The sequence below is a fragment of the Bradyrhizobium sp. YCK136 genome (genome assembly GCF_044570075.1).
In the GTDB taxonomy this organism is placed as follows: domain Bacteria; phylum Pseudomonadota; class Alphaproteobacteria; order Rhizobiales; family Xanthobacteraceae; genus Bradyrhizobium; species Bradyrhizobium diazoefficiens.
In genome coordinates, this window is the sequence record NZ_CP172424.1 from 2,706,926 (window position 1) to 2,730,795 (window position 23,870).

The 23,870-nt window shown below is 65.1% G+C and carries 30 protein-coding genes; 9 read left to right on the forward strand and 21 right to left on the reverse strand.

All coding sequences use genetic code 11. The annotated features are described in order from the left end of the window. Positions 1–8 precede the first annotated feature (8 nt). From ACFLEY_RS12650 to ACFLEY_RS12675, 6 genes are all read right to left on the reverse strand, one after another. Complete coding sequence (locus ACFLEY_RS12650; protein ID WP_028174359.1) at positions 9–434, reverse strand: hypothetical protein; 426 nt, start codon at positions 432–434, stop codon at positions 9–11. Positions 435–575: 141 nt separating this feature from the next. After that, entirely contained in the window at positions 576–1,589 is a 1,014-nt protein-coding gene (locus tag ACFLEY_RS12655; protein WP_211433431.1) for a tripartite tricarboxylate transporter substrate binding protein, read from the reverse strand. A 34-nt stretch (positions 1,590–1,623) separates the two neighbouring features. Further along, positions 1,624–1,779, reverse strand: coding sequence for a hypothetical protein (locus tag ACFLEY_RS12660; RefSeq protein WP_171901114.1), 156 nt, complete (start codon positions 1,777–1,779; stop codon positions 1,624–1,626). Between the two features lie 180 nt (positions 1,780–1,959). Then, positions 1,960–2,883 (reverse strand): ABC transporter substrate-binding protein, encoded by a 924-nt coding sequence (locus ACFLEY_RS12665; RefSeq protein ID WP_060908404.1) that lies wholly within the window; start codon positions 2,881–2,883, stop codon positions 1,960–1,962. Beyond that, complete coding sequence (locus ACFLEY_RS12670) at positions 2,880–3,236, reverse strand: cytochrome c (RefSeq protein ID WP_060908403.1); 357 nt, start codon at positions 3,234–3,236, stop codon at positions 2,880–2,882. The genes ACFLEY_RS12665 and ACFLEY_RS12670 overlap by 4 nt, the downstream gene beginning before the upstream one ends. A gap of 10 nt (positions 3,237–3,246) precedes the next feature. Then, on the reverse strand, positions 3,247–4,896 hold the full coding sequence (locus ACFLEY_RS12675; RefSeq protein WP_060908402.1) for a methanol/ethanol family PQQ-dependent dehydrogenase: 1,650 nt from the start codon (positions 4,894–4,896) through the stop codon (positions 3,247–3,249). Positions 4,897–5,237: 341 nt separating this feature from the next. On the opposite strand from ACFLEY_RS12675, the gene ACFLEY_RS12680 reads away from it, so the two are divergent. The 4 genes from ACFLEY_RS12680 to ACFLEY_RS12695 all read left to right on the forward strand — a co-directional run bounded on the left by ACFLEY_RS12680 (position 5,238) and on the right by ACFLEY_RS12695 (position 7,213). Then, the gene (locus ACFLEY_RS12680) at positions 5,238–5,561 is read left to right on the forward strand and encodes an EF-hand domain-containing protein (protein WP_060912640.1); all 324 of its coding nucleotides are present in this window, start codon (positions 5,238–5,240) and stop codon (positions 5,559–5,561) included. Between the two features lie 171 nt (positions 5,562–5,732). Then, positions 5,733–5,813, forward strand: coding sequence for a pyrroloquinoline quinone precursor peptide PqqA (gene pqqA / locus ACFLEY_RS12685; protein ID WP_008562446.1), 81 nt, complete (start codon positions 5,733–5,735; stop codon positions 5,811–5,813). 25 nt (positions 5,814–5,838) lie between these two features. Beyond that, the gene (locus ACFLEY_RS12690) at positions 5,839–6,744 is read left to right on the forward strand and encodes a hypothetical protein (protein WP_038966738.1); all 906 of its coding nucleotides are present in this window, start codon (positions 5,839–5,841) and stop codon (positions 6,742–6,744) included. A 259-nt stretch (positions 6,745–7,003) separates the two neighbouring features. Beyond that, positions 7,004–7,213, forward strand: a complete 210-nt coding sequence (locus tag ACFLEY_RS12695) for a hypothetical protein (protein ID WP_011088944.1) — start codon at positions 7,004–7,006, stop codon at positions 7,211–7,213. A 10-nt stretch (positions 7,214–7,223) separates the two neighbouring features. On the opposite strand, the gene ACFLEY_RS12700 is transcribed toward ACFLEY_RS12695, so the two are convergent. The 5 genes from ACFLEY_RS12700 to ACFLEY_RS12720 are packed head-to-tail and all read right to left on the reverse strand — an operon-like array spanning position 7,224 to position 10,891. Continuing rightward, the gene (locus ACFLEY_RS12700) at positions 7,224–7,571 is read right to left on the reverse strand and encodes a hypothetical protein (RefSeq protein ID WP_011088943.1); all 348 of its coding nucleotides are present in this window, start codon (positions 7,569–7,571) and stop codon (positions 7,224–7,226) included. 26 nt (positions 7,572–7,597) lie between these two features. Then, the gene (locus ACFLEY_RS12705) at positions 7,598–8,395 is read right to left on the reverse strand and encodes a pentapeptide repeat-containing protein (RefSeq protein ID WP_060908401.1); all 798 of its coding nucleotides are present in this window, start codon (positions 8,393–8,395) and stop codon (positions 7,598–7,600) included. Positions 8,396–8,441: 46 nt separating this feature from the next. Further along, a complete protein-coding gene (locus tag ACFLEY_RS12710) occupies positions 8,442–9,182 on the reverse strand; it encodes an ABC transporter ATP-binding protein (RefSeq protein ID WP_060908400.1) in 741 nt (246 codons plus the stop codon). After that, positions 9,172–9,909 carry an ABC transporter permease gene (locus tag ACFLEY_RS12715; RefSeq protein ID WP_011088940.1) on the reverse strand — a complete coding sequence of 246 codons (738 nt, stop codon included), beginning with the start codon at positions 9,907–9,909 and terminating at the stop codon, positions 9,172–9,174. The genes ACFLEY_RS12710 and ACFLEY_RS12715 overlap by 11 nt, the downstream gene beginning before the upstream one ends. 1 nt (position 9,910) lies before the next feature. Continuing rightward, positions 9,911–10,891 (reverse strand): ABC transporter substrate-binding protein, encoded by a 981-nt coding sequence (locus tag ACFLEY_RS12720; RefSeq protein WP_060912639.1) that lies wholly within the window; start codon positions 10,889–10,891, stop codon positions 9,911–9,913. A gap of 87 nt (positions 10,892–10,978) precedes the next feature. Here ACFLEY_RS12720 and ACFLEY_RS12725 point away from each other — a divergent pair, with 87 nt between their 5' ends. Further along, a complete protein-coding gene (locus ACFLEY_RS12725) occupies positions 10,979–11,338 on the forward strand; it encodes a hypothetical protein (RefSeq protein ID WP_038966733.1) in 360 nt (119 codons plus the stop codon). Between the two features lie 120 nt (positions 11,339–11,458). On the opposite strand, the gene ACFLEY_RS12730 is transcribed toward ACFLEY_RS12725, so the two are convergent. Then, complete coding sequence (locus ACFLEY_RS12730) at positions 11,459–12,277, reverse strand: quinoprotein dehydrogenase-associated SoxYZ-like carrier (RefSeq protein WP_211433430.1); 819 nt, start codon at positions 12,275–12,277, stop codon at positions 11,459–11,461. A 70-nt stretch (positions 12,278–12,347) separates the two neighbouring features. Then, a complete protein-coding gene (locus ACFLEY_RS12735; protein WP_060908399.1) occupies positions 12,348–13,274 on the reverse strand; it encodes a quinoprotein relay system zinc metallohydrolase 2 in 927 nt (308 codons plus the stop codon). Positions 13,275–13,403: 129 nt separating this feature from the next. On the opposite strand from ACFLEY_RS12735, the gene ACFLEY_RS12740 reads away from it, so the two are divergent. Together ACFLEY_RS12740 and ACFLEY_RS12745 are read left to right on the forward strand one after the other, a co-directional pair. Continuing rightward, positions 13,404–14,285 (forward strand): substrate-binding domain-containing protein, encoded by an 882-nt coding sequence (locus ACFLEY_RS12740; RefSeq protein ID WP_060908398.1) that lies wholly within the window; start codon positions 13,404–13,406, stop codon positions 14,283–14,285. Continuing rightward, positions 14,282–14,839: a PQQ-dependent catabolism-associated CXXCW motif protein gene (locus ACFLEY_RS12745; protein WP_060908397.1), complete on the forward strand. Its 558-nt coding sequence runs from the start codon at positions 14,282–14,284 to the stop codon at positions 14,837–14,839. Before ACFLEY_RS12740 ends, ACFLEY_RS12745 begins: the two co-directional genes overlap by 4 nt. Before the next feature lie 135 nt (positions 14,840–14,974). Here ACFLEY_RS12745 and ACFLEY_RS12750 read toward each other — a convergent pair whose 3' ends face one another. The 6 genes from ACFLEY_RS12750 to ACFLEY_RS12775 all read right to left on the reverse strand — a co-directional run bounded on the left by ACFLEY_RS12750 (position 14,975) and on the right by ACFLEY_RS12775 (position 19,831). Next, the gene (locus ACFLEY_RS12750) at positions 14,975–15,274 is read right to left on the reverse strand and encodes a copper-binding protein (RefSeq protein WP_011088933.1); all 300 of its coding nucleotides are present in this window, start codon (positions 15,272–15,274) and stop codon (positions 14,975–14,977) included. A 136-nt stretch (positions 15,275–15,410) separates the two neighbouring features. Further along, entirely contained in the window at positions 15,411–16,025 is a 615-nt protein-coding gene (locus tag ACFLEY_RS12755) for a hypothetical protein (RefSeq protein ID WP_011088932.1), read from the reverse strand. Next, entirely contained in the window at positions 16,022–16,870 is an 849-nt protein-coding gene (locus ACFLEY_RS12760) for an ABC transporter permease (protein WP_028174377.1), read from the reverse strand. The genes ACFLEY_RS12755 and ACFLEY_RS12760 overlap by 4 nt, the downstream gene beginning before the upstream one ends. Continuing rightward, positions 16,867–17,676 (reverse strand): ABC transporter ATP-binding protein, encoded by an 810-nt coding sequence (locus ACFLEY_RS12765; RefSeq protein WP_396604659.1) that lies wholly within the window; start codon positions 17,674–17,676, stop codon positions 16,867–16,869. Before ACFLEY_RS12765 ends, ACFLEY_RS12760 begins: the two co-directional genes overlap by 4 nt. After that, complete coding sequence (locus ACFLEY_RS12770) at positions 17,673–18,641, reverse strand: YVTN family beta-propeller repeat protein (RefSeq protein WP_028174379.1); 969 nt, start codon at positions 18,639–18,641, stop codon at positions 17,673–17,675. The genes ACFLEY_RS12765 and ACFLEY_RS12770 overlap by 4 nt, the downstream gene beginning before the upstream one ends. An 8-nt stretch (positions 18,642–18,649) precedes the next feature. After that, entirely contained in the window at positions 18,650–19,831 is a 1,182-nt protein-coding gene (locus ACFLEY_RS12775; protein WP_060908395.1) for an ABC transporter substrate-binding protein, read from the reverse strand. Positions 19,832–19,890: 59 nt separating this feature from the next. Between ACFLEY_RS12775 and ACFLEY_RS12780 the strand changes: the two genes are divergently transcribed. Beyond that, a complete protein-coding gene (locus ACFLEY_RS12780) occupies positions 19,891–20,460 on the forward strand; it encodes a DUF3280 domain-containing protein (RefSeq protein ID WP_082755320.1) in 570 nt (189 codons plus the stop codon). Between the two features lie 167 nt (positions 20,461–20,627). Here the strand turns inward: ACFLEY_RS12780 and fghA are convergent, their stop codons facing one another. Then, positions 20,628–21,473, reverse strand: coding sequence for an S-formylglutathione hydrolase (gene fghA, locus ACFLEY_RS12785; protein ID WP_060908394.1), 846 nt, complete (start codon positions 21,471–21,473; stop codon positions 20,628–20,630). Positions 21,474–21,550: 77 nt separating this feature from the next. Then, positions 21,551–22,171 (reverse strand): response regulator transcription factor, encoded by a 621-nt coding sequence (locus ACFLEY_RS12790; RefSeq protein ID WP_060908393.1) that lies wholly within the window; start codon positions 22,169–22,171, stop codon positions 21,551–21,553. Positions 22,172–22,380: 209 nt separating this feature from the next. On the opposite strand from ACFLEY_RS12790, the gene ACFLEY_RS12795 reads away from it, so the two are divergent. Beyond that, positions 22,381–23,739 (forward strand): histidine kinase, encoded by a 1,359-nt coding sequence (locus ACFLEY_RS12795; RefSeq protein ID WP_060908392.1) that lies wholly within the window; start codon positions 22,381–22,383, stop codon positions 23,737–23,739. Positions 23,740–23,870: the final 131 nt, after the last annotated feature.

The following is a 23,870-nucleotide window of genomic DNA, read 5'->3' on the forward strand; positions in this document are numbered from 1 at the left end:
CAATGCGCTCATGCCGTCGTCGCAATGTAGGGAATGCTGGCCAGCAGAGCGGCAAGCAGGACCGCGTTACACAGCATCCCGCTCCAGTGCAGCCGGCGTAGCCGCCGCGGAGCCTCGGTGTCGCCCGCATCACTCGCGCTGAGCTGGTCGTCCATCCGCTGCATGAACCAGCGGCGCCCGCCAATCGCCACAGCTGCAAGCAGGCCGACCGCCGCGGCGAAGAGCAGCCGTCCGGCGAGGAGGAAAGCCGCCGTCCCGATGATTCCGGCAACGCCCATGACCAGGAAATGGGCATTGAACATTCCACGCAGCAGCAGGGCGACGGGCCGGATGTCGAGCTTCACCAGCAGGAAGGCGGGCGAGGCCAGCGTGAAATAGCCCATCGGAAAGAGCAGGATGATCATGGCGGCTATGGCGATGGCATCTGGCGTCATGCGATCGGCCTTTCTCGTTCGGACCCCGAGGTTCTCCGGCACCACCTATGATAGTGGGGGCCGTCGCCGACATCGACCTAGGCTTTGGTCGGATGCCGTGCCGCACCGCGGAAGCGTGTCCGATGCGCCATGCCCAAAGGTTCAAGCCGGCTCGAGGCCCAACGACCGCGCGCTCTCGATCCAGATCGGCAGCTCGCGCTGATACAGCGCATTGGTCTCCTTGAAGCCGATCGCGGGTTCGAGCACGAAGGTCGCGAGCACCTCCTTCACCTTCGGATCGCTGTTGGCGGCGACGCAGAGCTCGGCCAGCCGGTCGACCACCGGCTGCGGCGTTGCCTTCGGCACCGCCCAGCCGGTGAACCCGCTGACGGTGAAGAATTTCGACGTGGCGCCCTGTTCGGGGAGGGTCTTGATGGCCGGAATCGCGTCGACCTTCTTCGAATGCACCGCGAACACGGTGCCGCGGTCGCTTTGCAGGACCGATTGCGCGGCCGTGTAACTGCTCATCGCGGCATCGAGCGTGCCTTCCAGCATTCCGGTCCACATCGGGGCTTCGCCGCGGTAATGGACCGGCTCGATGTTGAGGCCGTATTGCTTGTTGAGCTCGTTGATCGTCATGTGCGGGGACGAGCCCGCGCTGTAGGTGCCGAAGTTCACCTTGCCACTCTTGCGCGCGAACGCGACGAAATCTTCCAGCGTCTTGACGCCGGTCTTGGGGTTCGCGACCAGCAAAAGGCCGGCGCCCGGAATGACGCTGACGAGTGTCAGGTCCTTGTCCATGTCGTAGCCGGGATTCTTCATCACCACCCGGTTCATGATGTAGGTGGTCGAGATCGAGCACAGGATGGTGTGGCCGTCGGGCTCCGCGCGGGCAACCTCGGCCGTGCCGATCGCGCCGGCGGCGCCGGGCTTGTTCTCGATCACGACGGTCTTGCCGACCTGCTTGGAGATGAATTCGCCGTAGGCGCGCGCGAGCAGGTCGGTCTGTCCGCCGGCCGGGTAGCTGCAAATCATGCGAATCTGCCGCGACGGCCAGGTGCCTTGAGATGTGCCTTGAGATGTGCCTTGTGCCGAGGCGCTGCGCGCGAGGAAGGGCATCGCGAGTGCGGTGGTGCCGGCGGCGACGAAGTGGCGGCGATCGAGTTTTGCGGACATGATTCTCTCCCGGATTTTTACCGAAGCTACTGCATCACGCCGTCTCTGCCATGGTCGGCAGGCGAGACAGATTGGCGCATTGGAAGGTATGGCGCTGCTTGTTCGGACCGACGATCAGCGCGCGCAGCAGCTCGCCGGTCTTGATTTCCCGGGAGAGGGTGGCGCGCAGGTCTGTGGCGAAGGCGCTCACGACTTCACCAAATGGCCGAATGAACCGCCGCATTATACGAAGTGAGACGCTGCCAGCCACACCCGCCGTCATTCCGGGATGCGTGCGTGGCACGCAGGCCCGGAATCGATTGGGCCGCATGCTCTGCGGAGAAATGGATTCCGGGCTCGCCCTGCGGGCGCCCCGGAATGACGAACAGAATCACCGCTGAATGATCTTCATCCAGACATCGCCGAGGATCGCGGGCTCGCGCGGCGGCAAATAGGTGAGGCCGGCCTGCCTGCCGAATTCGGCGATCTTGCCTTCAGCTGCGAGCTCGGTCAGTGCCTTGTTGACGGCGTCGATCAGGGCAGGGTCACTGGCAAGCCCGACATAACCACGATTGGCGCCGATCGGATAATAGTAGCCGGACGCGGTGATCGCCGTATCCGGATGCGCGGCGCGGTGGGCATCGAAGCGGCCGAGGTCGATCAGTGTCGCATCATAGTCGCCGCTGGCGAGCGCGCCGAGGAGATCGTCGCGGCCGGGAACGAGATGCGTGATGCCGTCGATCAGGCGTCCCTTGTCGAAGGTCATCAGGATCGCATCGCCGAGCGAGCCGCTCTCGATGGCGAGGCGGAGCCCGGCAAGATCGCCGATGTCGGCGATCTTGCGCCCCTTCGCCTTCGGCCCGAGCACCACCGTCATCGGCGAGTAGACGTAAGGCTGGCTCGGGGTGAGCTCGCCGAGCGCGACGCGGCGCCGCCGGTCCTCGCGCGTGGCACCGGTGAAATCCGGCAGGCGCGCCGTCTTCATGCCGGGCTTGACGAGGGAATCCGTCGTCAGCGCATAGCCGCCGACCAGCGAGCAGCGTCCGTCGGAGAGCAGCGCATTGGCCTCGAGCTGCGGGCTGGAATCCTCATCCAGCCTGCTCTCGAACCACTGGATCTTCAGCGGTCGTCCGATCCGCTCCGCGATCGCCTGCGCCAGCAGCACATCGAAGCCGGAATCCGCCTTGCCCTTGTGATGCACCGAGAGCGGCGGCCGGTCCTCGTCGAGACAGACGCTCAACGGACCATCGGCCGCATGCGCAGCATTGGCCGCGAGGACCGCGGCGAGGCTCCAGGCGGCGAGCCAGCGCCTCATGGCTTTCTCCGGCTCGAGATGAAGACCCAGAGCTCCCCGATCTGGTCGTCGCTGAGGATGTCCGCCCAGGGCGGCATCTTGTTGTTCTTGCCGTTCTTCACGGTGGTGACGAAGCGCGTCCTGTCGTCGGGGAAGGTGCGCAGGTCCGGCGTGATGGTGCCGGAGTTCATCAGATTGGGGCCGTGGCAGTGCGAGCATTTCTCGGCATAGGTCGACTTGCCATGGTCGATCTGCGCCTGCACGGGATTGCCGGTTGCGTCATCCGCGGCACGAGCGGTCGCCGCAAGCGCGACCGTCAGCACCGCGACGGCGGCGATCTTCGCCGCCGTCTTGTAAGCCACTTCTCTCAGCATCTTGCCGGGGCTATTGCTTGACCGCAAAGACCCACAGCGAGCCGCCGGGCGGCACCTTGGCGAGCCGCTCGTCGCCGGAGAACAGCGAGTAGACGCCGCCATAGCCGCTGGTGACGGCGATGTACTGCACGCCATCCTGCTGCCACGTCACCGGTTGTCCCTCGATGCCGGAGCCGGTCTGGAACTGCCAGAGCTTCTTGCCGGTGTCGGCATCGAAGGCCTCGAACTCGCCGGTCAGCGCGCCCGTGAACACGACGCCGCCCGCGGTCGACAGCACGCCGGAGAAGCGCGGGATGTCGGCGGGCGCCTCCCACTTCGCCTTGCCGGTCATCGGATCGATCGCCTTCAGATGGCCCCGCGCGCCGTCGCCGAATTCCCAGGGATCGGTGAGGTCCATGCCGAGATACCATTCGCCCTGCTTGAAGGTGACCGGTTCGGCCTTGTACTTGCCCCCGAAGGCGAGCGTGTTGGCGTAGGCCAATCCGGTCTGCGGATTGAACGACATCGGCTCCCAGTTCTTGCCGCCGAGGATCGACGGATAGACCGTGACCTTCTTGCCCTCGCGGGCGTCCTTCGAAACGTCGGTCTCGATCGGGCGGCCCGTCTTCATGTCGACGCCGGTCGCCCAGTTCACCTTCACGTAGGGATTGGCCGCGAGCAGCTTTCCGTTGGTGCGGTCGAGCACGTAGAAGAAGCCGTTGCGGTTGGCATCCATCAGCACCTTGGTCGGCTTGCCCTCGACGTTCATGTCGGCGAGGACCATCTCGGCCACGCTGTCATAGTCGAACGGATTATTCGGCGAGAACTGGTAGTGCCACTTGATCTTGCCGGTCTTGGGATCCATCGCCAGCACGGAGCAGGTGTAGAGGTTGTCGCCGGGGCGCACCGCCGAGTTGAACGGGCCGGGATTGCCGATGCCCCAATAGACCGTGTTCAGCTCGGGATCGTAGGAGCCGGTGATCCAGGTCGAGCCGCCGCCGAGCTTCCAGGTGTCGCCACCGGGCTCGTCGGGAGAGGGGATCGAATGGGTGCGCCAGAGATGCTTGCCCGTCGCCGGATCCCAGCCGTCGATGAAGCCGCGGGTGCCGAACTCGGCGCCGGAGATGCCGGTGATGACGACGCCGTCGGCGACCAGCGGTGCCACCGTCATCGAATAGCCTTCCTTGATGTCGGCCGCCTTCTGCCGCCAAAGCTCCTTGCCGTCCTTGGCGTCGAGCGCGATCACGTTGGCGTCGAGGGTGGTACGGAACACCTTGCCGTCGTAGAGCGCGGCGCCGCGGTTGATGATGCCGCAGCAGACGATGCGCGGCGTCTCGGCGGGATACTCGATCTTGGATTTCCAGATCTGCTTGCCGGTCTTGGCGTCGACCGCCATGGTCGCGTTGTGCGAGGTCACGTAGATCACGCCCTGGTACACCAGCGGCTGCGATTCCTCGCTGCGATCGTCATTGAAGGAGTAGTTCCAGACCGGGACGAGGTTTTTCACCGTGTCCTTGTTGATCTGGTTCAGGGTCGAGAAGCGCTGGAGATTGTAGCCCATCCCGTAGTTGAGAACGTTCGATGTATCGGTCGCACCCTTGACCAGTTGCTCGGTGGTCTGGGCGTTTGCATACGTTGATGCAAGCATGACGAGGCTCGCGGCCATCGCAAAGCGTTTCATCCGTTCCTCCAAATATGCGCGCCTTTTGACGCTGCGACAGCAACACTCCGCCCGAATGCAAAACGCGTCAATACGAAAGTCGTAAGCGTCATGCCGATATGTTGGACGCAGATGTCAGTTACCTTACGGCAACCTGACGACCGACTCTCACTTGTGCGCAGGCGCTGAAAAAATTCCACGGCATGAGGCAATGCCAGCGCGGGGCCGCCGCGCGCGGGCCGGCGGGTTCCGCGAGTTGTGCGGCGCGATACTTGCAATTCCAGACTTGAACCGGGCCTCGCTTGTGGACTTATGTCGTTTCGATCCGGCTCGAATCGGAGCTCTTGGTGAGGGAGGTTTTCATGATGTCACGCCGCTCTGTTGCGCTTGCGCTCACGGTTGCATTGCTGTCCGGTCCGGCCTGGTCGGCCTCCGGCAATGCCGTCAAGATGTTTGATACCGACAATGACGGCACGCTCGACCTTGCCGAGGTGAAGAAGGCGGCTACGGCGCTGTTCGCCAAGCTCGATCCCGACCCCGACCGCGACGGGACTCTCACGCTCGACGAATATCTCGCTGTGGTGGAGCAGCGCTTCAACGCTGCGAATCCGGACAAGGACGGCACGCTGGATGCGAAGGAGTTGAACTCGCGCGCCGGCCGCGCGCTGCTGCGCTTGTTGCGGTGAAAGCAGCCGCGCTTGACTGGGAGCGAAGACGGTTTGCCCGAGAGGGAAATTCGCAAGCGATATGCGACGGTTCGCTGTGTTTGCGCTCCGATTCCAGACTTGCGCTGCGCCTGACGCAGCCCTAGGTTTTGCCTCGCGCGATGTCGCGCTCAATACCTTGGGAGACCCCGGATGGCTTGGAAAGCTCCGAAGATCGTGGAAGTGCCGGTCGGCATGGAAATCAACATGTACGCCTGCGCTTCGCGCAAGTAAGGCTGACGAACCTGCCGCGGCTTCGATGGCAAACGCCGTCGAAGCCGTGGTAGTGTTCGGGATGCGCGCGAGAGCTCAAACCTTCTGGATCATGGCTGCCTGCACATTCGCGCTTGCACCGACCTGCGTGCACGCCGAGGAGGGCTTTGATACCGAGCACATCTTCGGCTTCATGATCGGCACCGATGTCGGAAATCCCGGCGAGCGCGAATTCCAGAGCCAGACCACGGGGCGGTTCGGCAAGGGCGGCGGCACCTATCGCGCCCTCGCGCAGGAGGTCGAGATCGAGGTGGTGCCGCTCCCGAACTTCCGTATCGAACTCGGCGCCACTGCCAGCCTGCACGACATCACCGGCGTCCCCGATATCGACGATCGCCGTCAGTTCAATTTCCAGGGCGCCTCGCTCGACCTGCGCTATCGCCTGCTCGACCGCGAGCGCGCGCCGTTTGGCCTGACCGTTGCCGCCGAGCTCCACGGCGATCGCATCGACGAGACCAGCGGCGCCAAGGGGCGGATGTACGGCACCGAGTTCACGCTCGCCTTCGATCGCGAGCTGATCCCGAACTTTGCCATCGGCGCCCTCAACCTGATTTATCAGCCGGAATGGGCGCGCTTCGATGTGGCGGGGCTGTCGGAGAAAAGCTCCACGATCGGCGCGGCCTTCGCCGGCCTCGTGCGGGTGCGGCCCAACATGTTGCTCGGCGGCGAGCTGCGCTACTTCCGGCAATACGAGGGCATCGGCCTCGGCGAATTCTCGGGCCAGGCCCTGTTCGTCGGCCCGACCGCCTATTTCCAGCTCTCCGAGCGCTCGCGCCTCACCCTGAGTTGGAGCATGCAGGCCTGGGGCCGCCCGGCCGGATCGGGCGCCAATCTCGACCTCGTCAATTTCGAGCGCCATCAGGCGCGGCTGGTGTTCGGCGTTAATTTCTAATGCAGGGTCGTCATGCCCGAGCTTGTCCCGGGCATCCACGTTCTCTGTACCGCGGAGCAAGGCGTGGATGGCCGGGACAAGCCTGGCCATGACGATGTGGAAGCGTCAAGGTCTCAAGTTCTAGCCTCGCATGTTAGGACCTCGCGCAGCAGAGAGATCGGCTGTTCCGGCCAACCCTCACGGCGGATTGAAACTTCCGGCTCCTCGGAACGTAGCCTTTCGTGCTAAACCTTGATCGCCCTTGCGTGAGGATTCCGGCATGAACCCGATCGACCTGGTGGTGACTGTGTGTGCGGTGCTGTCGCCTGCGACCTGCGAGGAACAGCATCTGGTGTTCAACTATGCGGGGTCGCCGCGGCAATGCGCGATGGCGGCGCCACCCTATATCGCGCAATGGGTTGGCGACCATCCGAAGTGGCAGGCGGTACGGTGGCGCTGCGAATATCCGCACGCGAACGACAAGGCGTGACGCGGCCGTCCTATTTCGTGCAGTCCTTCAGATCCTTGTCGGCGATCGAGAACACCGCGTCGGCCTTGATCTCGATGTCGCGGACGACGCACTGCCGCGCGTTGGGATAGCTGACCTTGGCGTCGTAGCGGCCGGGCTCGACGCCGGTGATGCGCAGCCGCTCGTCGTGGTCTACCTCCTTGTCCTTGTCGTTCAGGCACTGGTTCGGTCCCCACTCGGTCTTGCCGGCGGGCGAGAGCTGGAAGCCGGAGATCGTCTCCGTCGTCAGGTTCCAGAGCCGGATGCCCTTGCCCTTGCTCTGGGCGGCGGTTTCGCCGGCAAACGTCAACAAGGCGATCAAAGCCAGAAACCAACGCATCAACCGATCCTCCCAAAGGCGCGCCTTTATTCCCTGATCAGGCGCTCGCGGTTCTTTGCCTTGTCGAAATTCCGGGCGCGGTCAAGGCCGATCGGCGCGATCAACTTCGCTGAGGTAAGATCAGCGCCCTCGAAATCGGCGTCAGTGACGGTAGCTCCGGTCAGGTCGGCGCCGCCGAGCTGAGCATTTTTGAGCGACGCACCGGTCAGGTCGGCTCCCTTGAGGGAGGCAAATTCAAGATCGACGCGCGACAGGTCGGCGTTGCGCGCGTTCAGCCGTTCCAGATTGGCGGATCGCAGCACGGCGCGCATGAGTCCCATCGACTGGTTGCGCATATCGGCGCCAAGATGCGCATCCGCAATCGAGGCGCCGACCAGGCTTGCGCCGGTGAGGTCGGCCGCGATGCGAGCACCGGTCAGGTCCGCGCCGTCCAGACGCGCGCGCGCCATCTGCGAGGCGAACAGGTTGGCGCCCTTCAGGCTCGCGCCCGCGAGATCGGCGTCCAGCAGCCACGCCTGATCGAGGATCGCATGATCAAGACGGGCACCGGCGAGTTTTGTCTTGTTGAGGCGTGCCGCACGGAGAATCACCGTGGAAAGGTCGAGACCCGAGAGATCGAGCCCCGACAACCGCTTGCCGGTGAAATCGGCCGGCGCCCCGGCGCTCGCTTTGGCCAGGATGGCCTCGACCTCCTGCCGGCTCATTTCCGCGGAGATCATCGCGGGTGACGTGAGGTCGACGTCACGCATCATGTCCTGCGCGCTCGCCATGGTCGCGACGAGAGCGAGGCCAAGCGTCATGAGGGCGACCATTCGCTTCATCATCAGGCTCCGCTACCGGCCCTGTTTAGCACGCGCGTTGCGTGGCTGGCTATGAGGCATCACGCCCGGCGCGTTCGCCGCCATGTTCGCCTTGGATCCTCGCCACGAGGCCCGCCTTGATCGTGACTATCTCTGCGTCGCCGCGTGCCCCACGCGGGATGCTGATGGGCACCTCTGCCAGAATGCGCGCCGGCTGCGGCGACAGGAAGAACAGGCGGTCGCCGAGGCGGACCGCATCGTCGAGGCTGTGGGTGACGAGCAGCGTCATCACGGGGCGGCTTGCGACCAGCGTCGCGATCTCGTCGCGCAGGCGCCCCGCGAGCGCGTCGTCGAGCGAGGCGAGGGGTTCGTCGAGCACGAGCAGATCGGGCTCGACTGCGAAGGCGCGGGCCAGAGCGACGCGCCGGGCAAGACCCAGCGACAATTCGCCGGGAAAGTGGCTGCGATGCGCTTCCAGTTCCAGGATCCTGAACAGCTCCGACAGCTTCGCCTCGGAGATGTCTGGAGCCGCAAGCCGCACATTCTGCTCGACCGAGCGCCACGGCAGCAGCCGCGGCTCCTGGAACACCATACCGATCCGCGCTTCCGGCGGACGCGCGACGGTCCCGTGGAAATCGCGGTCGAGCCCGAGGATGATACGCAGCATCGTGCTCTTGCCGCAGCCGGAGGGACCGATCAGCACGCCGACCTCGCCGGATTGAACCGCGAACTTGACCGGCGCCAGCACCTCGTGCGTTTCGCCCGCGGCACTCCTGAACGTCTTGCCTGTGATATCGACTTCAAGCCGCACGGGGCCGCCACCTTGTTGCACGGGCCTCGAACGGCTGCACCAGCACGGTCTCGATCACGAGCACGACGGCGGCGAATGTCAGGGAGTAGGCGAGTAGCCGCGGTGTGTCGAACAGCTGGAACGCGACGCCGATCTCGAAGCCGACACCGTTCGGCCGTCCCAGGAGTTCGGCGACCAGCACGATCTTCCACACCAGCGACAATCCGGAGCGCGCCGAGGCCGCGATATAGGGCGCAAGCTGCGGCAGCACGACATGGCGGAAGGCACGCCAGCGCGGCATCGCGAACACGCTCGCCATCTCGTCCAGCGAACGGTCGAGCGCGCGCGTGCCCTCGCGCAAGGTGACGATGGCGGTCGGCAGCTTGTTGATGGCGATCGCGGCGATCGCCGCCGCCTCGGTCAGGCCGGCCCAGATATAGGCGAGCACGATCACGACCAGCGCAGGCAGGTTGAGCAGCAGGATCAGCCAGGGATCGCCGAGCCGGTCGGCGAGCTTCACCCGTCCCATCAGGTAGCCGATGGCGCTGCCGAGCGACATCGCCAGCACGAAGGCGAGCGCGACGCGCGCCAGCGTGGCGCCAAGATGCAGGAACAGCGCGCCGCTCGACGCTTCCGCGATGATGACGGTGAGCACGGCAGGCGGGGAGGGCAGCTTTGCGCCGCCGACGAACAGCGCCGCAAGCCACCAGGTCGCGAGGAACAGGGAAAACGAGAGCAGACGCAGCACCTCAGTCTCCGGGGACTGCGTGATAGAAGGTGCCGGGGTCGAGCTCGGCCGCCGGCCCGACCAGGTCGCGGCCGCCGGTCTCGGCCAGCACGCGATAGAGCACGCGCGCATCGGCCTCCTCGTCGGCGATGCTCCGGCGCGGAATGCCGTCGCGATAACGGTCACGGTAGGTCTTGAGCATGACGGCATCGCTCGTGCCGGTGAGCGGCGCGATCTTCTCCCAGGCGGCGTCGGAGGTGACCAGCAGCTGCTTGGCCTTGCGGGTCATCGCAATGAAACGCGCCACCGCATCGCGGTGGCTTGCGGCCCAGCCCTCGTCGAAGACATAACCGACCGCGGAGACCGCGCCCTTGGCCCCCAACTTCGGCAGGATGTCCTCGATGCCGGCGAGGCGGCGAAAGCCCTTGGCCTCGAGCTGGGCGCAGAAATTCCAGAAATTGAGGCTGGCATCCATTTCGCCGTCAAGCGCCTTGGCGGCGATCAAGGGCGGCGCGCCATAGACGATGGTCGCGTCGGACTTCAGGTCGATGCCGTCCTGCTTCATCCGCGCCTGCAGCAGCAGCCAGCTCTTGTCGATCGCGCCGCCGCCGACGGCGAGCTTGCGGCCCTTGAGGTCGGCGAGCGTCTTGATCGGCGAGGCCGCGGGCACCATTACCGCGCCAAGTGCGCTGGAATAGGGGTAGAAGGTGAGCTTGGCGCCGAGGGCCCGCTCGCGCGACACCCACAGCCAGTCCGAGAGGATGATGTCGGCGCTGCCCGCACGCAGCGCGATCTTGCCGGCTTCGGGGCTCGCAAGCTCGGTGGCCTCCAGCGACAGGTCGGCTTCCTTGTCGAGGCCGCCGGCCCGGATCGCGGCCAGCTCCCAGGAGAATGTTCCGGTCTTCTGCACCGCAAGGCGGATGGTATCCGCGGCGCGGACGCTTGCGACCTGTGTCAGCGCCAGCGTCACCGCGAGCGCCAATGTCCGACCAAGTGCTCTCATCACCTTGTGAGCCGTTTCCTCGAAGGGAGTGCTTTTCAGGACAATACGCATAGCATAGCTTTCATCGCAACCAGCGGGAGGACGCTCATGAATCTGGCGGGACAGCTACGACCGATTGTCGCCGCATTGGCGGTGCTGGCGGCGACCGTGTCCACGGCGTGCGCGCAGGAGGCCAACGACTATCCGACGGCGGCGCGCGCGGAATATGTCTATGGCTGTATGAAGGCCAATGGCGAGACACGGGCCGCGATCGAGCAATGTTCCTGCTCGATCGACGTGGTGGCCTCGATCGTCACCTACGAGCGCTACGTCACCGCCGAGACCGCGCTCAGCATGTCCCAGGTGCGCGGCAATCTCGGCGTCCAGTTTCGCACGTCGGAGCAGGCGAACTCGGCGGTGAATGATTTGAGGCGGGCGCAGGCCGAGGCCGAGGTGAGGTGTTTCTGATCTAACACCGTCATTCCGGGGCGATGCGAAGCATCGAACCCGGAATCTCGAGATTCTCAGGTGCGCGATCGCGCACCATAGTTCGGTCCCGCGGACCGCCCCGGAATGACGGCGAGACTATCAAGTCCCCGGCTTCTCCACATCCCACTCATTGCGGAACACATGTCCATCCGTGTCCTTCGCTTCCGCGCGGAAACGCCTGGCGCCGTTGGAGACATAGGTGAAGCGCAGATTGGGATCTTCGGAGATCGAGATGCCGCCTTCCATTGACAGCACGGGGCTGTCGTCCTGCGTCAGCTTCAACTGGTTGATGAAGAAGGCGGGAATATAGAGCTGCGTGACCTGGTCCATTTGCAGGCCGGAATTGTTGGGATGGCCGATCATGATCTGCGCCTCGCGGACGCGGCTCGCCGGCGCGTCCTCGCGAGCGAATTGCCGATAGCGCATCTGGCCGAGCCGGTTCTTGGCTTCCTCGACATTCTTTCCCGCCGGCGCGGAGCAGCCGCCGGAGGCCTTCACATAGGTCTTGGAAACATAGAGCTGGCCGTCGCCGAGCTCGGCCACCGCGTGGACGTCGGTGTAGTTGTTGACGCGCACGCGCGTGGAGATCTCGCCGACATTGGCATCCGGCCCGAGCTCGAATTTCGCCGCCATTGGCGCCGGATTGCGGTCGATGACCAGCGTGATCGAACGGATACGGCGGGCATCGCCCGGCGAGAGCTTGCTGCGCAGGGTCACCGGCACGATGGCCGCGTCCTCGGCGCGATACGGCATCTCGATGCCGATCACGTTGGCGCCGTCGTTCATTGGACGGTTGCTGAAGATGTCCTGCACCAGGCCCGGCCAGGGATCGTAGGTCTCTTCGGCCTGCGTCGGCGCGGCAAAGGCGACGCCGAGGAGGAGGGCGATCAGGGGCAGGCGGCGTATGCATCCCGTCATGGTCATGGTCCCGTGCGGACGAAGCAGTCAGGGTCCGCGAAGCTCATCCCTGCATAGCGTAGCGCGCCCGCTACTCCCATTCAATTTCCGAAAATGCTGCGGTTGCGTTGCGGGCATTGTAATCCTCGAACAGTTGCCAGTGCGACCGTTCCGATTCAGCGGCCTTGTCCGCGGCGGTTCGGATCGGCGCGCCCTTCTTGTTGAGTGTGCGGACGTCGGACAGCATCGTCGTGAGATAACGTCGTTCGTCGGCCAGCGCCGCAGGCCACTCGCTCACGGGGCCGTGACCGGGAATGATGCGAATTGCCGGAACCGCTTCAAGCTCCCTAAGCAGGGCAAGCCAGCCGCGAATGCTGCCGTCCATGACCGGAATGTGGCGGAGAAAGACGAGGTCGCCCGCGAACAGCGTCTTGGTCGTCTCGTCGAACACCGTCAGGTCATTGTCGCTGTGCGCGGCCGGCCAGGCCCGCAAGGTCAGGCGGCGCGATCCAGGATCGAGCGTCATCGTGTCCGAAACGAGTAGGGTGGGCGGTACGATCTTCACGGGATCGATCAGCTCGCCGCCCATGATGCGACGGAAATTGTCGAGATAGTAGGGTCCGCGCGTCGCCAGTGCCTGCGGCAGCCTGTTGTGGCCGACGAAGCTGGTTCCTTCCGCAACGAAGGCTGCATTGCCGAAGACATGGTCGGGATGGCCGTGGGTGTTGATGACGTAGCGGATCGGCTTCTCAGTGCGGGCCCGCACGGCCGCCAACAGCGCCTCGCCCTCGCGCAAGCTGCCGCCGGTGTCGATCACGGCGACCGCGTCAGTGCCCACGATGAAGCCGACATTGGCGATGTCGCCCTCGTTCTCGCGCGTCATCAGGGCAATGGTCCCGGAGTGTACGAAGATTCCCGGCGCGACTTCGCTTACAGGCAATTCGCCTGCATCAGTGCGTGCTAGCGTCGCTATCCCGAGCAGGGTCAGGGCAGCGATCATTGAAGCGATGTGAGACACTTTTCCGCCCCAGTTCAAAGGGTTTGTTGCATTGCACTGCAACAAAGGGAAGCCAGCGCAAGGTTTGGCAAAACATGGCGCGTCATGCGTTGCATGGATAACATTCAAACAAAACGAGGAGGAAGCGCGATGACGGAGGCCGGACGACATCGTCGCGGGTTGTTCTTGCTGTGGGGCCTGGTTGTGTCCTGCGCGCTGGGCGGCGTCGCCATGGCGCAGACCAGCGAGACCGGAGACCTCTCGTTCGAGCTGGTCGACCCGAAGGTGCTGCGCGTCTGCGCCGATCCGCGCAATCTGCCGTTCTCCAACGAGAAGGGCGAGGGGTTCGAGAACAAGCTCGCCGAGCTGTTCGCCGACAAGCTCGGCAAGAAGCTCGACTACGTGTTCTTCCCGCAGGCGACAGGCTTCGTCCGGATGACGCTGGGCGCACATCGCTGCGACGTCATCATGGGTTTCCCGCAAGGCGACGACCTCGTGCAGGGCACCAATCCCTATTACCGCACGACCTATGCGTTGGTCGCAAAGGCCGGCAGCGGGCTCGAAGACGTCGACACGCTCGAAGATACCAGGCTCAAGGGCAAGCACGTCGGCATCGTCGCCGGCACGCCGCCGGCAACCAATATGGCGATCGCAGGCCTGATGGGCGACGCCAAGCCCTATCCGCTGATGATCGACACGCGCTTCGACAATTCCGCGCAGGCGATGATCGACGACCTCTCGGCCGGCAAGATCGACGCCGGCGTGCTGTGGGGACCGATGGCCGGCTTCTATGCCAAGAAAGCCGGCTCGCTCCATGTCACGCCGCTGGTGAAGGAAACCACCGGTCCGAAGCTGGTCTATCGCATCGGCATGGGCGTGCGTCCCGCCGACCAGAACTGGAAGCGGCAGCTCAACAAGCTGATCCAGGAGAACCAGGGCGAGATCAACAAGATCCTGCTCGACTTCGGCGTTCCCTTGCTGGACGAGAGCGACCGGCCGCTCGGCGCGGAGACGGCCAAGAAGGCGCCATGAGGCGGCGCGTTGCCGCTGCACTGGTCGCCGCCGTTCTGGCGGCGCCGGCATTGGCGCAACAGCAGGAGCCGTTCGAGCCTGAGGGCTACCGCACCGACAATTACCGCGCGCCGGTGCCGGCGACGCTTGCCGGCGCGCGCGTGCTCACCACAGCCGAAGCGGAGGCGATCTGGCGGGATAAGAGCGGCGCGTTCATTGACGTGATGCCGCGCGCGCCGAAGCCGAAAAATCTTCCCCAAGGTACGGTCTGGCGCGATGCGCCGCGCAGAAGCATTCCCGGCAGCCTGTGGCTGCCGGATACCGGCTACGGAAATTTGCCGCCAGCCATGGACGATTATTTGCAGCGTGGCCTCGCGCAAGCGTCGCGCGGCGACAAGGCCGCGCTGCTGGTGATCTATTGCCTGGCCGACTGCTGGATGTCCTGGAACGCCGCCAGGCGTGCATTGGCTTACGGCTATTCCAACATCGCCTGGTATCCTGATGGCACCGACGGCTGGGAGCGCGCGGCATTGCCGACCGACGAAGGGCAGCCGGAGCCGCGGCCGGATCAATAGTAACCGTCATGCCCGGGCATAGCCGTCCGAAGGACGGCGTCGCTTCGCTCGCCTATGTCCCGGGCATCCACGTTCTTCGCGCTGTGGGCGAGGCGCGGATGGCCGGGACTAGCCCGGCCATGACGCCATGGAGGCCTACTGCTTCTGCAGCTTGGTCAGCGTCCCCGTGCCGTTATTGTCGGTCGCAGAGTAGTTCACCCTGTCGCCGGCATGGACGGCATCCAGCATCGCGGCATCCTTGGCCTTGTACTCCTGGAGCATGCCGGCGCCGCCTGCGCTCCCGCCGACCGTTCCCTTCTGCGTCTGCTGGATCGAGATCGTGCCGTTGAGACGGTCGATCCTGGTGACCATTCCGGTCATGTCGTCAGCAAAAGCGCTGGATGCGAGCACGCTGAGGACCGCAGCGCCTGCGAGGATGAATCTGGTGGTTCCCATCGAGGCCTCCGGGCATTTCGAGATTCACATCGACAAGACATCCTAGAGCGATTTGGTTCCGGCAGATAGCGCGGCAAAGGTTAATAGTCGCAATGAGATCGCGGGAGCTTCTGCGGAGCCGTCAGCGAGGTTGACGCTATTCCATTTCCTGCTGGATCACACGGCCGAGCGCGAACAGGCGCTGGTCGATCGCGGTCGGAACCTCGCAGACGAACCGCACCACCTTGTGGCGGTCCTCGAAAATGCGGGTCTTCCAGACCAGCTCGTTGCTGAGCGCCTCGACCTTGGCCTCGTCGCGCGGTGTCGCGCCCTGGAGTGCCTGGAGCTGAATTGTCTCGTCGCGGATCTTGTCGGCGGCGTCGCGCTGCTTGCGGCTGACCCGTTCGAGCCCGTTCATGACCTGCGAGCGCTGGGCGTTGAGGGTGTCGAACAGGCCGGCGAAGAGGAGCTTTGCGTTCGCGGTCTTGTCAGCGGCGGAGCCGGCCAGGAATTCCTTCACCGATTTCTCGGCCTCGTCCAGCGGCGTCTTGCGCGCCGACAGTTTTGAGACCAGCGCGCTGATCCTGGCATCGTCCTTCCACTTCGTCTGGACATCGTCGAGCGCCGGGCCGGCCCAGACGGCGGCGAGCGAGATCTCCGGCACTTTCGCCTGGGTGCAGGGCCAGTCCGGATAGCGCGGATCGGCCGCGCGCGCGGCCGTGCTCGCGGCGGCGAGCGCCAGAACGGCCATGGTCACGGTCCGAACCTTCATCCTTCGCCTCCCGCGGGGCCCCGTCGCGCCAGCCCGCGCGAGGGATCATAGGCCAGAATCGCGCCGATCATGAAGACGATTGTGCAGGTCGCGACCACCGCCAGCGAGATCCAGTTGATTTGCCCGTAGAGCGCAAAACGGATCAGCTCGACCGCGTGGGTGAACGGATTGGCCTCACAGAGATAGTACAGATAAGGGCTGCCCTCCTGCACCCGCCAGAGCGGGTAGAGTGCGGAGGAGGCGAAGAACATCGGGAAGATCACGAAGTTCATCACGCCGGCGAAGTTTTCCAGCTGCTTGATGCCGGACGAGATCAGCATGCCGAGCGAACCCAGCATCAATCCGGACAGGATCAGCGCGGGCAGCACGGTGAGGTAGCCGGATGATGGCGGCGTGATGTCCCAGAACCAGGCGATCAAGAGGAACGCATAGACCTGGAGCAGCGACACCGCGGTGCCCGCCAGCAGCTTGCAGAACAGCAGGAAGCCGCGCGGCAGCGGACTCACCAGCAGCGTGCGCATATTGCCCATCTCGCGGTCATAGACCATCGAGAGCGAGGACTGCATGCCGTTGAAGAGCTGGATCATCGCCATCAGCCCCGGCGCGATATAGACCTCATAGAGGATGTAGGTCTCGTAGGGCGGGATGATGGAGATGCCGAGCACCTGGCGGAAGCCGGCCGCGAAGATGAAGAGCCACACCAGGGGGCGCACCAGCGCCGAGACGAAGCGTTCGCGCTGATGCAGGAAGCGCAGCCCCTCGCGCCAGACGATGCCGGTGAGGCAAGTCATGTACTCCTGGAACGAGAAGCCGCGCGGTGCCTCGCGCGTGGTGATGCTGCTCATACGCCGCCTCCCGGCACTACTTGCGCGCCGGTCAGGCGCATGAAGGCGGTGTTGACGTCCTGTGCGCCGGCTTCGGTGACGACGCGGCTCATCGGCCCCTGCGCCAGCACCTTGCCCTGGTGCAGCACCACGAGGTCGTCCCCGGCCATGATCTCGTCGAACAGATGCGTGGCCCAGAGCACGCCGATGCCTTGCTCGGTGACGAGCTGGCGAACGTGGCTGGTGATATCGGCGCGCGCCTTGACGTCGAGGCCGACGGTCGGCTCGTCCAGCAGCAACAGGCGCGGCCGGTGCAGCAGCGCGCGTGCGATCTCCAGCCGCCGCATCTGGCCGCCGGAGAGATCGCGCACCTTGCTGCCGGCGCGCTCGGAGAGGCCGATGCGGCCGAGCAGCTCGGCGCTGCGCGCGGCCGCCTCGCGGCGGCTGATGCCGTGCAGCGCGGCGTGATAGAGCAGGTTCTGCGTCAGCGACAGGTCGAGATCGAGCGTGCGCGGCTGGAACACGACGCCGAGCAGCCGCAGCGCCTCGCCGGGGCTCTTGCTGACGTCATGACCGAAGATGCCGACGCGGCCGGACTGGATGCCGAACAGCCGCGTGATGAGCGAGAACAGCGTGCTCTTGCCGGCGCCGTTGAGGCCGAGCAATGCGGTGAAGCTCGCGGGCTGCACGTTGAAGGAGACGTCCATCAACGCCCGGCGCGGGCCGTAGGCATGGCTGACGCCGTCGATCGACAGCGCCGGCACCGCCGCCGGATCTAGCTTCGGCGCGCTGTCGCGCGGCTCGGCGATGGAGGCGGGACTGGTCATGGCGCGATCGCGATGCCCCAGGGCAGTTCGCCCACCTGAATGGTCTTGATCACCTTCTGCGCGGCGACGTCGATCACGGAAACATCGTTCGACACGCCGTTGGTGGTGAGCAGGTATTTTTCGTCCGGCGTGAACGCCATGTGCCAGACCCGCTGCCCGACCAGCAGGTATTTCGTCACCTTCCGCGTCGCGACATCGACCACGGCGATACGGTTGGCGGGGCCGAGCGCGACGAAGGCGGTCTTGTCGTCCCTGGTCATGCCGATGCCGACTGGCTGGATGGCCTCTTTCCGCAGGCCCGGAATCTCGAACGTGACCTTGCCGATCACCTCGTGCTTCCCGGGATCGATAATCGAGACCGTACCGCCGATCTCCGAGGACACCCACAATTCAGAAGCGTCGTGCTTGAACTCGGCAAAGCGCGGCCGCGCGTCGACCAGCACGTTGGCGACGATCTGGCGCGAGGCGGTGTCGATGAAATGCGCCATGTTGGTCGTCTCGGACGTGTTGATCAGCGTCTTGCCGTCGGGGCTGATGGTCATGCCCTCGGGCTCGACGCCGACCTGGATGTCGCCGAGGCGGGCGCGCTTCTCGAGATCGATCACGGTCACCGTGTTGTCGTTCTCGTTGGCGACATAGAGGATCTTGCCGGCGGCATCCTGGGCGAACAATTCGGGATCGGGGCCGGAGGGCAGGCTGTCCACCACGCTTTGCGTCTTGGCGTCGATCACCTGGATGGTGTCGTCGTCGCCGACCGCGACCATCACGAACTTGCCGTCGCGCGTGAAGTCGATGCCGCGCGGGCGCTGGCCGACCTTGATGGTCTTGGTCACCGTCCAGCTGTCGGTGTCGATCACCGAGACCGTGTTGCTCTTCTCGTTCGAGACATAGGCGATGTAGGCGTGCGCGGGCGCGGTCATGAGCGCCAGTCCGGAGAGAAGCCCAACACGCCACATGCGCGACATCTGCGTCCTCATTTCAATTTGCATTTGCTCTCCGGACGGTCGTAGCCGAGCGTATCGAGCTCGGAGACCTGGTGCAGAAAACCTTCCTGCGGCGACACCGATACCACCATGCGGCCGTCGACCAGCAGGATCGGCTGGCGCAGCTGGAGATTCCAGTCGCGCAGCGTCAGCCGCGTGCCCTTGAAGGCGGCGACGGAAAAATCCGGCCCCTTGATGAAATCTGCGACCTTTTTCACATCGCCGGAATTGGTGCGCGAGGTGGCTTCGCCGATCATCCGCACAGCCGTCCACGCCTGCATGTCGAGCGCCGTCATCCGCCGCGAGTTCAGCTTGATGAAGCGGTTCTGCATCTGGATTGCGCCCCACTGGTCCTGCGCGGCGTCCCAGCTGCGCGGCACGAGGCCCGCCGAGCCGGCGACGGGCCGCGGATCCCAGGTGCGGTAGGGCAGATAGGCGCCGAACACCTCGCTCTCGTCGGCGGCGACCAGCACATCGTAGCTAGGGGCCTGCTGCGTGAACACCGGCATCTGGCGCTGGATCAGCGTCACGCCCGAGTCGGTGCGGCGCGCTCCGCCGGCGTCTTCAAAGGTGCGCTCCTGCACGATCTTGGCGCCGAATCGTGTGGCCGTGCGCCTCAGCGCATCGGCGAACAGCTTGTCCTCGTCATGCGAGCCGACCACGAGCAGCCAGCGCTTCCACTGCTTCCACACCAGATACTGGCCGAGCGCGTCTGCCAGCATCGCGCGCGTCGGCGCGGTGTGGATGACATTGGCGCGGCAATCGGCCTCGCGCAGCCGCTCGTCGATCGCCCCGGCGTTGAACAGCAGCGTGCCGCGCTCGCGCAGGGCGTCGGCCACTTTCAGCAGCGCATCCGCCGGCAGATCGGCGATGATGAAGCCGTTCTTCTTGGCGAGCGCGGTCGCGGCCTGCACCGCGTCCTCGCCTTCCCTGATGCGGCGCTCCTCCAGCGCAAAGCGCTGGCCCAGGAATTTTCCGGTGGTGTTGTTGTCCTCGATGGCGAGGCGTGCGCCGGCGACGCCGTCATTCTCCGCGGGCTGCTCGACCAGCGACAGCGTCGATCTGGTGCCGGCGAGTCCGAGATAGCCGACGCCGATCATGACAGGGTCGGCCGCGAACGCGCTCGTCGCAGCAAGACCTAAGCCGATCAGGCCGACCAACCATCGGATCATGTTTCCTCCAGGCGTTCTCCCCGGCTTGACCGCCGATGGAGAATTGTCTCTGTTAAAGCATGACCGATTTGTCAGGGCATGCAACCCCGCATTTCGTCCTCGCGACGCGAAGCGGCGGAATCACGATCATGCGAGCGCTGCTATGTTTCGCGGCTTTGCTGTTGACGGGCTCAGTCGCGCTCGCCGATCCGCCGAAGCTCGCCGTGTTCGACTTCGAGCTGATCGACACCAGCCTGCCCGGCGAGTTCTACGGCTCCAAGCCCGAGCTGGTACGGCTGGATCACATCAGCGAGCAGCTGCGGAAGGAGCTGGCTGATTCAGGCCGGTTCCAGGTGCTCGACATCGCGCCGGTCAGGGACGCCGCCCGTCACGCCAAGCTGCAGGCCTGCGGCGGCTGCGACCTCAAGCTTGCCGGGCAGCTGGGTGCCGACCTGGAGATCACCGGCATGGTGCAGAAGGTCTCGAACCTGATCATCAACCTCAACATCTACCTGCGCGACGTGAGGACCGGCACCATGATCACGGTGGCGAGCGCCGACATGCGCGGCAACACCGACGAATCCTGGACCCGCACGATGAGCTATCTGATCCGCAACCGGTTGCTGGCGCCGAATTACGGCAAGCCGTGAGATCTTCGCCACTCCCCCGCTTGCGGGGAGAGGCCGGAATTTGCGCCAGCAAATTCCGGGTGAGGGGGAGTCTCCACAAGTACAATTCTCACCGTCTCTGCCGAAGCAGCCCCTCTCTCCTCCCCCTCTCCCCGTAAGTACGGGGAGAGGGGGAGGAGAGAGCGAGCTCACCCCTTCAATCTCTCCGCATGCCAGTTGAGATGATCGCCCATGAACGTCGAGATGAAATAATAGCTGTGGTCGTAGCCCGCCTGCCGCCGCAGCGTCAGCGGGATGCTCGCTTTCGTGCAGGCGGCTTGCAGCAGCTCCGGCTTGAGCTGCTCCTTCAGGAAGTTGTCGGCATCGCCGACGTCGACCAGGAAGCCCGAATATTTCGCGCCGTCCTCGATCAGCGCCACGGTGTCGTGGCTGCGCCAGTTGTCCTTGTTGGGCCCGAGATAGCCGGTCAGGGCCTTGATGCCCCAGGGCACCTGCGACGGCGCCACGATCGGCGCGAACGCGCTCGCGGCGCGATAGCGGTGCGGGTTGCGCAGCGCCACCGTCAGCGCGCCGTGGCCGCCCATCGAATGGCCCATCACCGACTGCCGCCTGGGATCGACCGGAAAGTTCTCGGCGACCAGCTTCGGCAGCTCGTCGGTGACATAGCTCCACATGCGGTAGTTGCGCGCGAACGGCTCCTGCGTCGCGTCGACATAGAAGCCGGCCCCGAGGCCGAAATCATAGGCATTGTTGGGATCGCCCGGCACGTCCGGCCCGCGCGGTGAGGTGTCGGGCGCGACGAAGATCAGGCCGAGCTCGGCACAGGCCTTGCGGAATTCGCCCTTCTCGGTGACGTTGGCATGCGTGCAGGTGAGACCCGACAGATACCAGACCACGGGAAGCTTTGCGCCGTCAGCATGCGGGGGAACGTAGACCGAGAACACCATGTCGGTTCCGGTCGCCTGGCTCGCATGGCGGTACACGCCCTGCACGCCGCCGTAGGATTTATTGGTCGAGACAGTTTGAATCGTCATGCCCTAACTCCAGTGGCACTTAACCACATCAACATTGCAACGCTTGTGTGACCGAATTTGTGGCGGCTGCCCGCGCGTCAGGCGACGCCGCTGTCGATCGCCAGCCGCACCAGCTCGACCGAGGTCTTGACCCCGAGCTTCTGGCGCATGATCGACGAGGTGTTGGCAACCGTCTTGTAGGACGATTGCACCAGCAAGGCGATCTCGGACAGGCTCTTTCCGGCGCTGAGCAGCCGCAGGATCTCCATCTCGCGCGCGTTCAGCTTGGACAGCGGGCTTTGCGCCAGTGCCGGCCCGGCGAAGGCGATGCTGCGCGCGATCGCGCTCGGAAGATAAGTGCCGCCGCTTCCGACGGTGCGGATCGCCTCGACGAGATCGTCGGGGTCGCCGGTCTTGGAGACGTAGCCCTTGGCGCCGCATTCGATTGCGCGGGCGGCGAAAGCGGGGTCGTCGTTCATGCTGAACATGATGATGCGGGCCTCGGGCGCGCGCTCGAGGATGCGGCGCGCCAGCTCGAAGCCGGAGACGGTCGGCAGGTTGATGTCGATGACGCAGAGGTCGGGGCGCTCGACAATGAAGACGCACTCGCCGTCTTCGGCGTCGGCGGCCTCCAGGATCTCGATCTCGCCCTCGTCGGCCAGCACGGCACGGCAGCCGGAGGCAACAATGGGATGATCGTCGACGATCAGAATGCGCATAGGCGTTCCCCGCGACAGCGCGTTCCCTGTGACTGAACTTGCCTGTTTTGCGCCGCATGATACCGACAGGAGAGCCACGCGCGTCTCATGTCGCCTCATGCAACCCAGCCGGGATTGCTGTACGCTTTCGATTAGATATCGGGCGCTTCGCCTCTGTCAACGTCATCGGACAGGTGCGGGCCGGGCTTCGCGAGGCACAGGCGACACCAATGTGGCAAAATCTATCCTTGCGCGCGCGCATCAACCTGCTGCTGGCGCTTCTGCTGGCGCTGGGGCTCGCCGTCAACATCGGCCGCCAGGTCACGGAGGCGGGGCCGCGGGTGCAGGCCGAGGACCAGAGCGTGATCCGGCTCGCGCGCGAGTTCATCGAGATGATCGTGGCGGACCTAAACGAGGCGCCCGATCCGGATGCTAGGCTGAACCAGATCGCGCGCGATCTCAGCCGGCTGCGTCATGTCAGCATCGCGCTTCATGATTCCGGCGGGAACCCGCTGACGCCGCCCCGGCCCGACGCCGATGACGACACGCGCGGGCCGCCGGCCTGGTTCGTCAGCCTGGTTCATCCCGACCAGACCGCGGTCAGCGTGCCCGTCTCGATCCATGGCAAGCCCGGCTCGCTGCGGATCACCTCGCATCCGGACGACGAGATCGCCGAGATATGGGACGGCATCGTGACCCAGCTCGAGGTCGGCTCGGTGATCGCGCTCGCGCTCTTCCTGGTGATGATGACGGTGGTCGGGCGGGCGCTGGCGCCGCTCCAGTCGCTGGCGGAGGCGATGACCGAGCTAGAGGGCGGGCACTATGAGGCGCGCGTCGCGCCGGGCGGCGCGCCCGAGCTCGCCGCGATCTGCACCAAGCTCAACCATCTTGCGGCAACCCTCGGTGAGGCGGTCGAGGACAAGCGGCGGCTCGCCGAGCGCGCGGTGTCGCTCCAGGACGTGGAGCGCAAGGAGATCGCGCGCGAGCTGCATGACGAGTTCGGCCCGTATCTGTTTTCGCTGCGCGCGCATGCCAGCGCGCTGGCGAAACAGGCGGATGGACGCGCGCCGAGCGCGGACGCCGTGCGAAAACACGGCAGCGCCATGCTGGAACAGATCAACGCGCTCCAGCAATTCACCCGCCGCGTGCTGGAGCGGCTGCGGCCCGTCGGCCTCGCCGAGCTTGGCCTCGGCCAGGCACTCGAATCGCTGTCGCGGCTGTGGCGGGAGTCGCATCCCGACGTCACGATCCAGACCACGATCGCGTCCGGGCTCGGGGCGACCGGAGAGACCGCCGACCTCACCATCTACCGCGTCGTGCAGGAAGCGCTCACCAACGTGTTCCGTCATGCCGGCGCGACCACGGTCAATGTCGTCATCGAGCCGGCGGAGCAGCTCACGCGCGATGGCCGCTTCTGTGCCCTGGTGCGGGTTAGCGACAATGGCCGCGGCATGGAGCCGGGCCAGAAGCTCGGCTTCGGCCTCGTCGGCATGCGCGAGCGGATTCTGGCGCTGGGCGGCACGCTCAACGTCGTCTCCGGCGACGGCGGCCTGACCGTCGAGGCGCTGGTGCCGACAGCGGCGGCCTGATCGGGAAAAATTCCCGATTTGGTCGGGAAAACGGGCGCGGATATTGCCCGATCTTTTGTGGCTGGCGCGTGAGCTGCTGCCGAATACACTCGTCTCGACCAAACGGCGAAAATCAAAACAGCCGGTGGTCA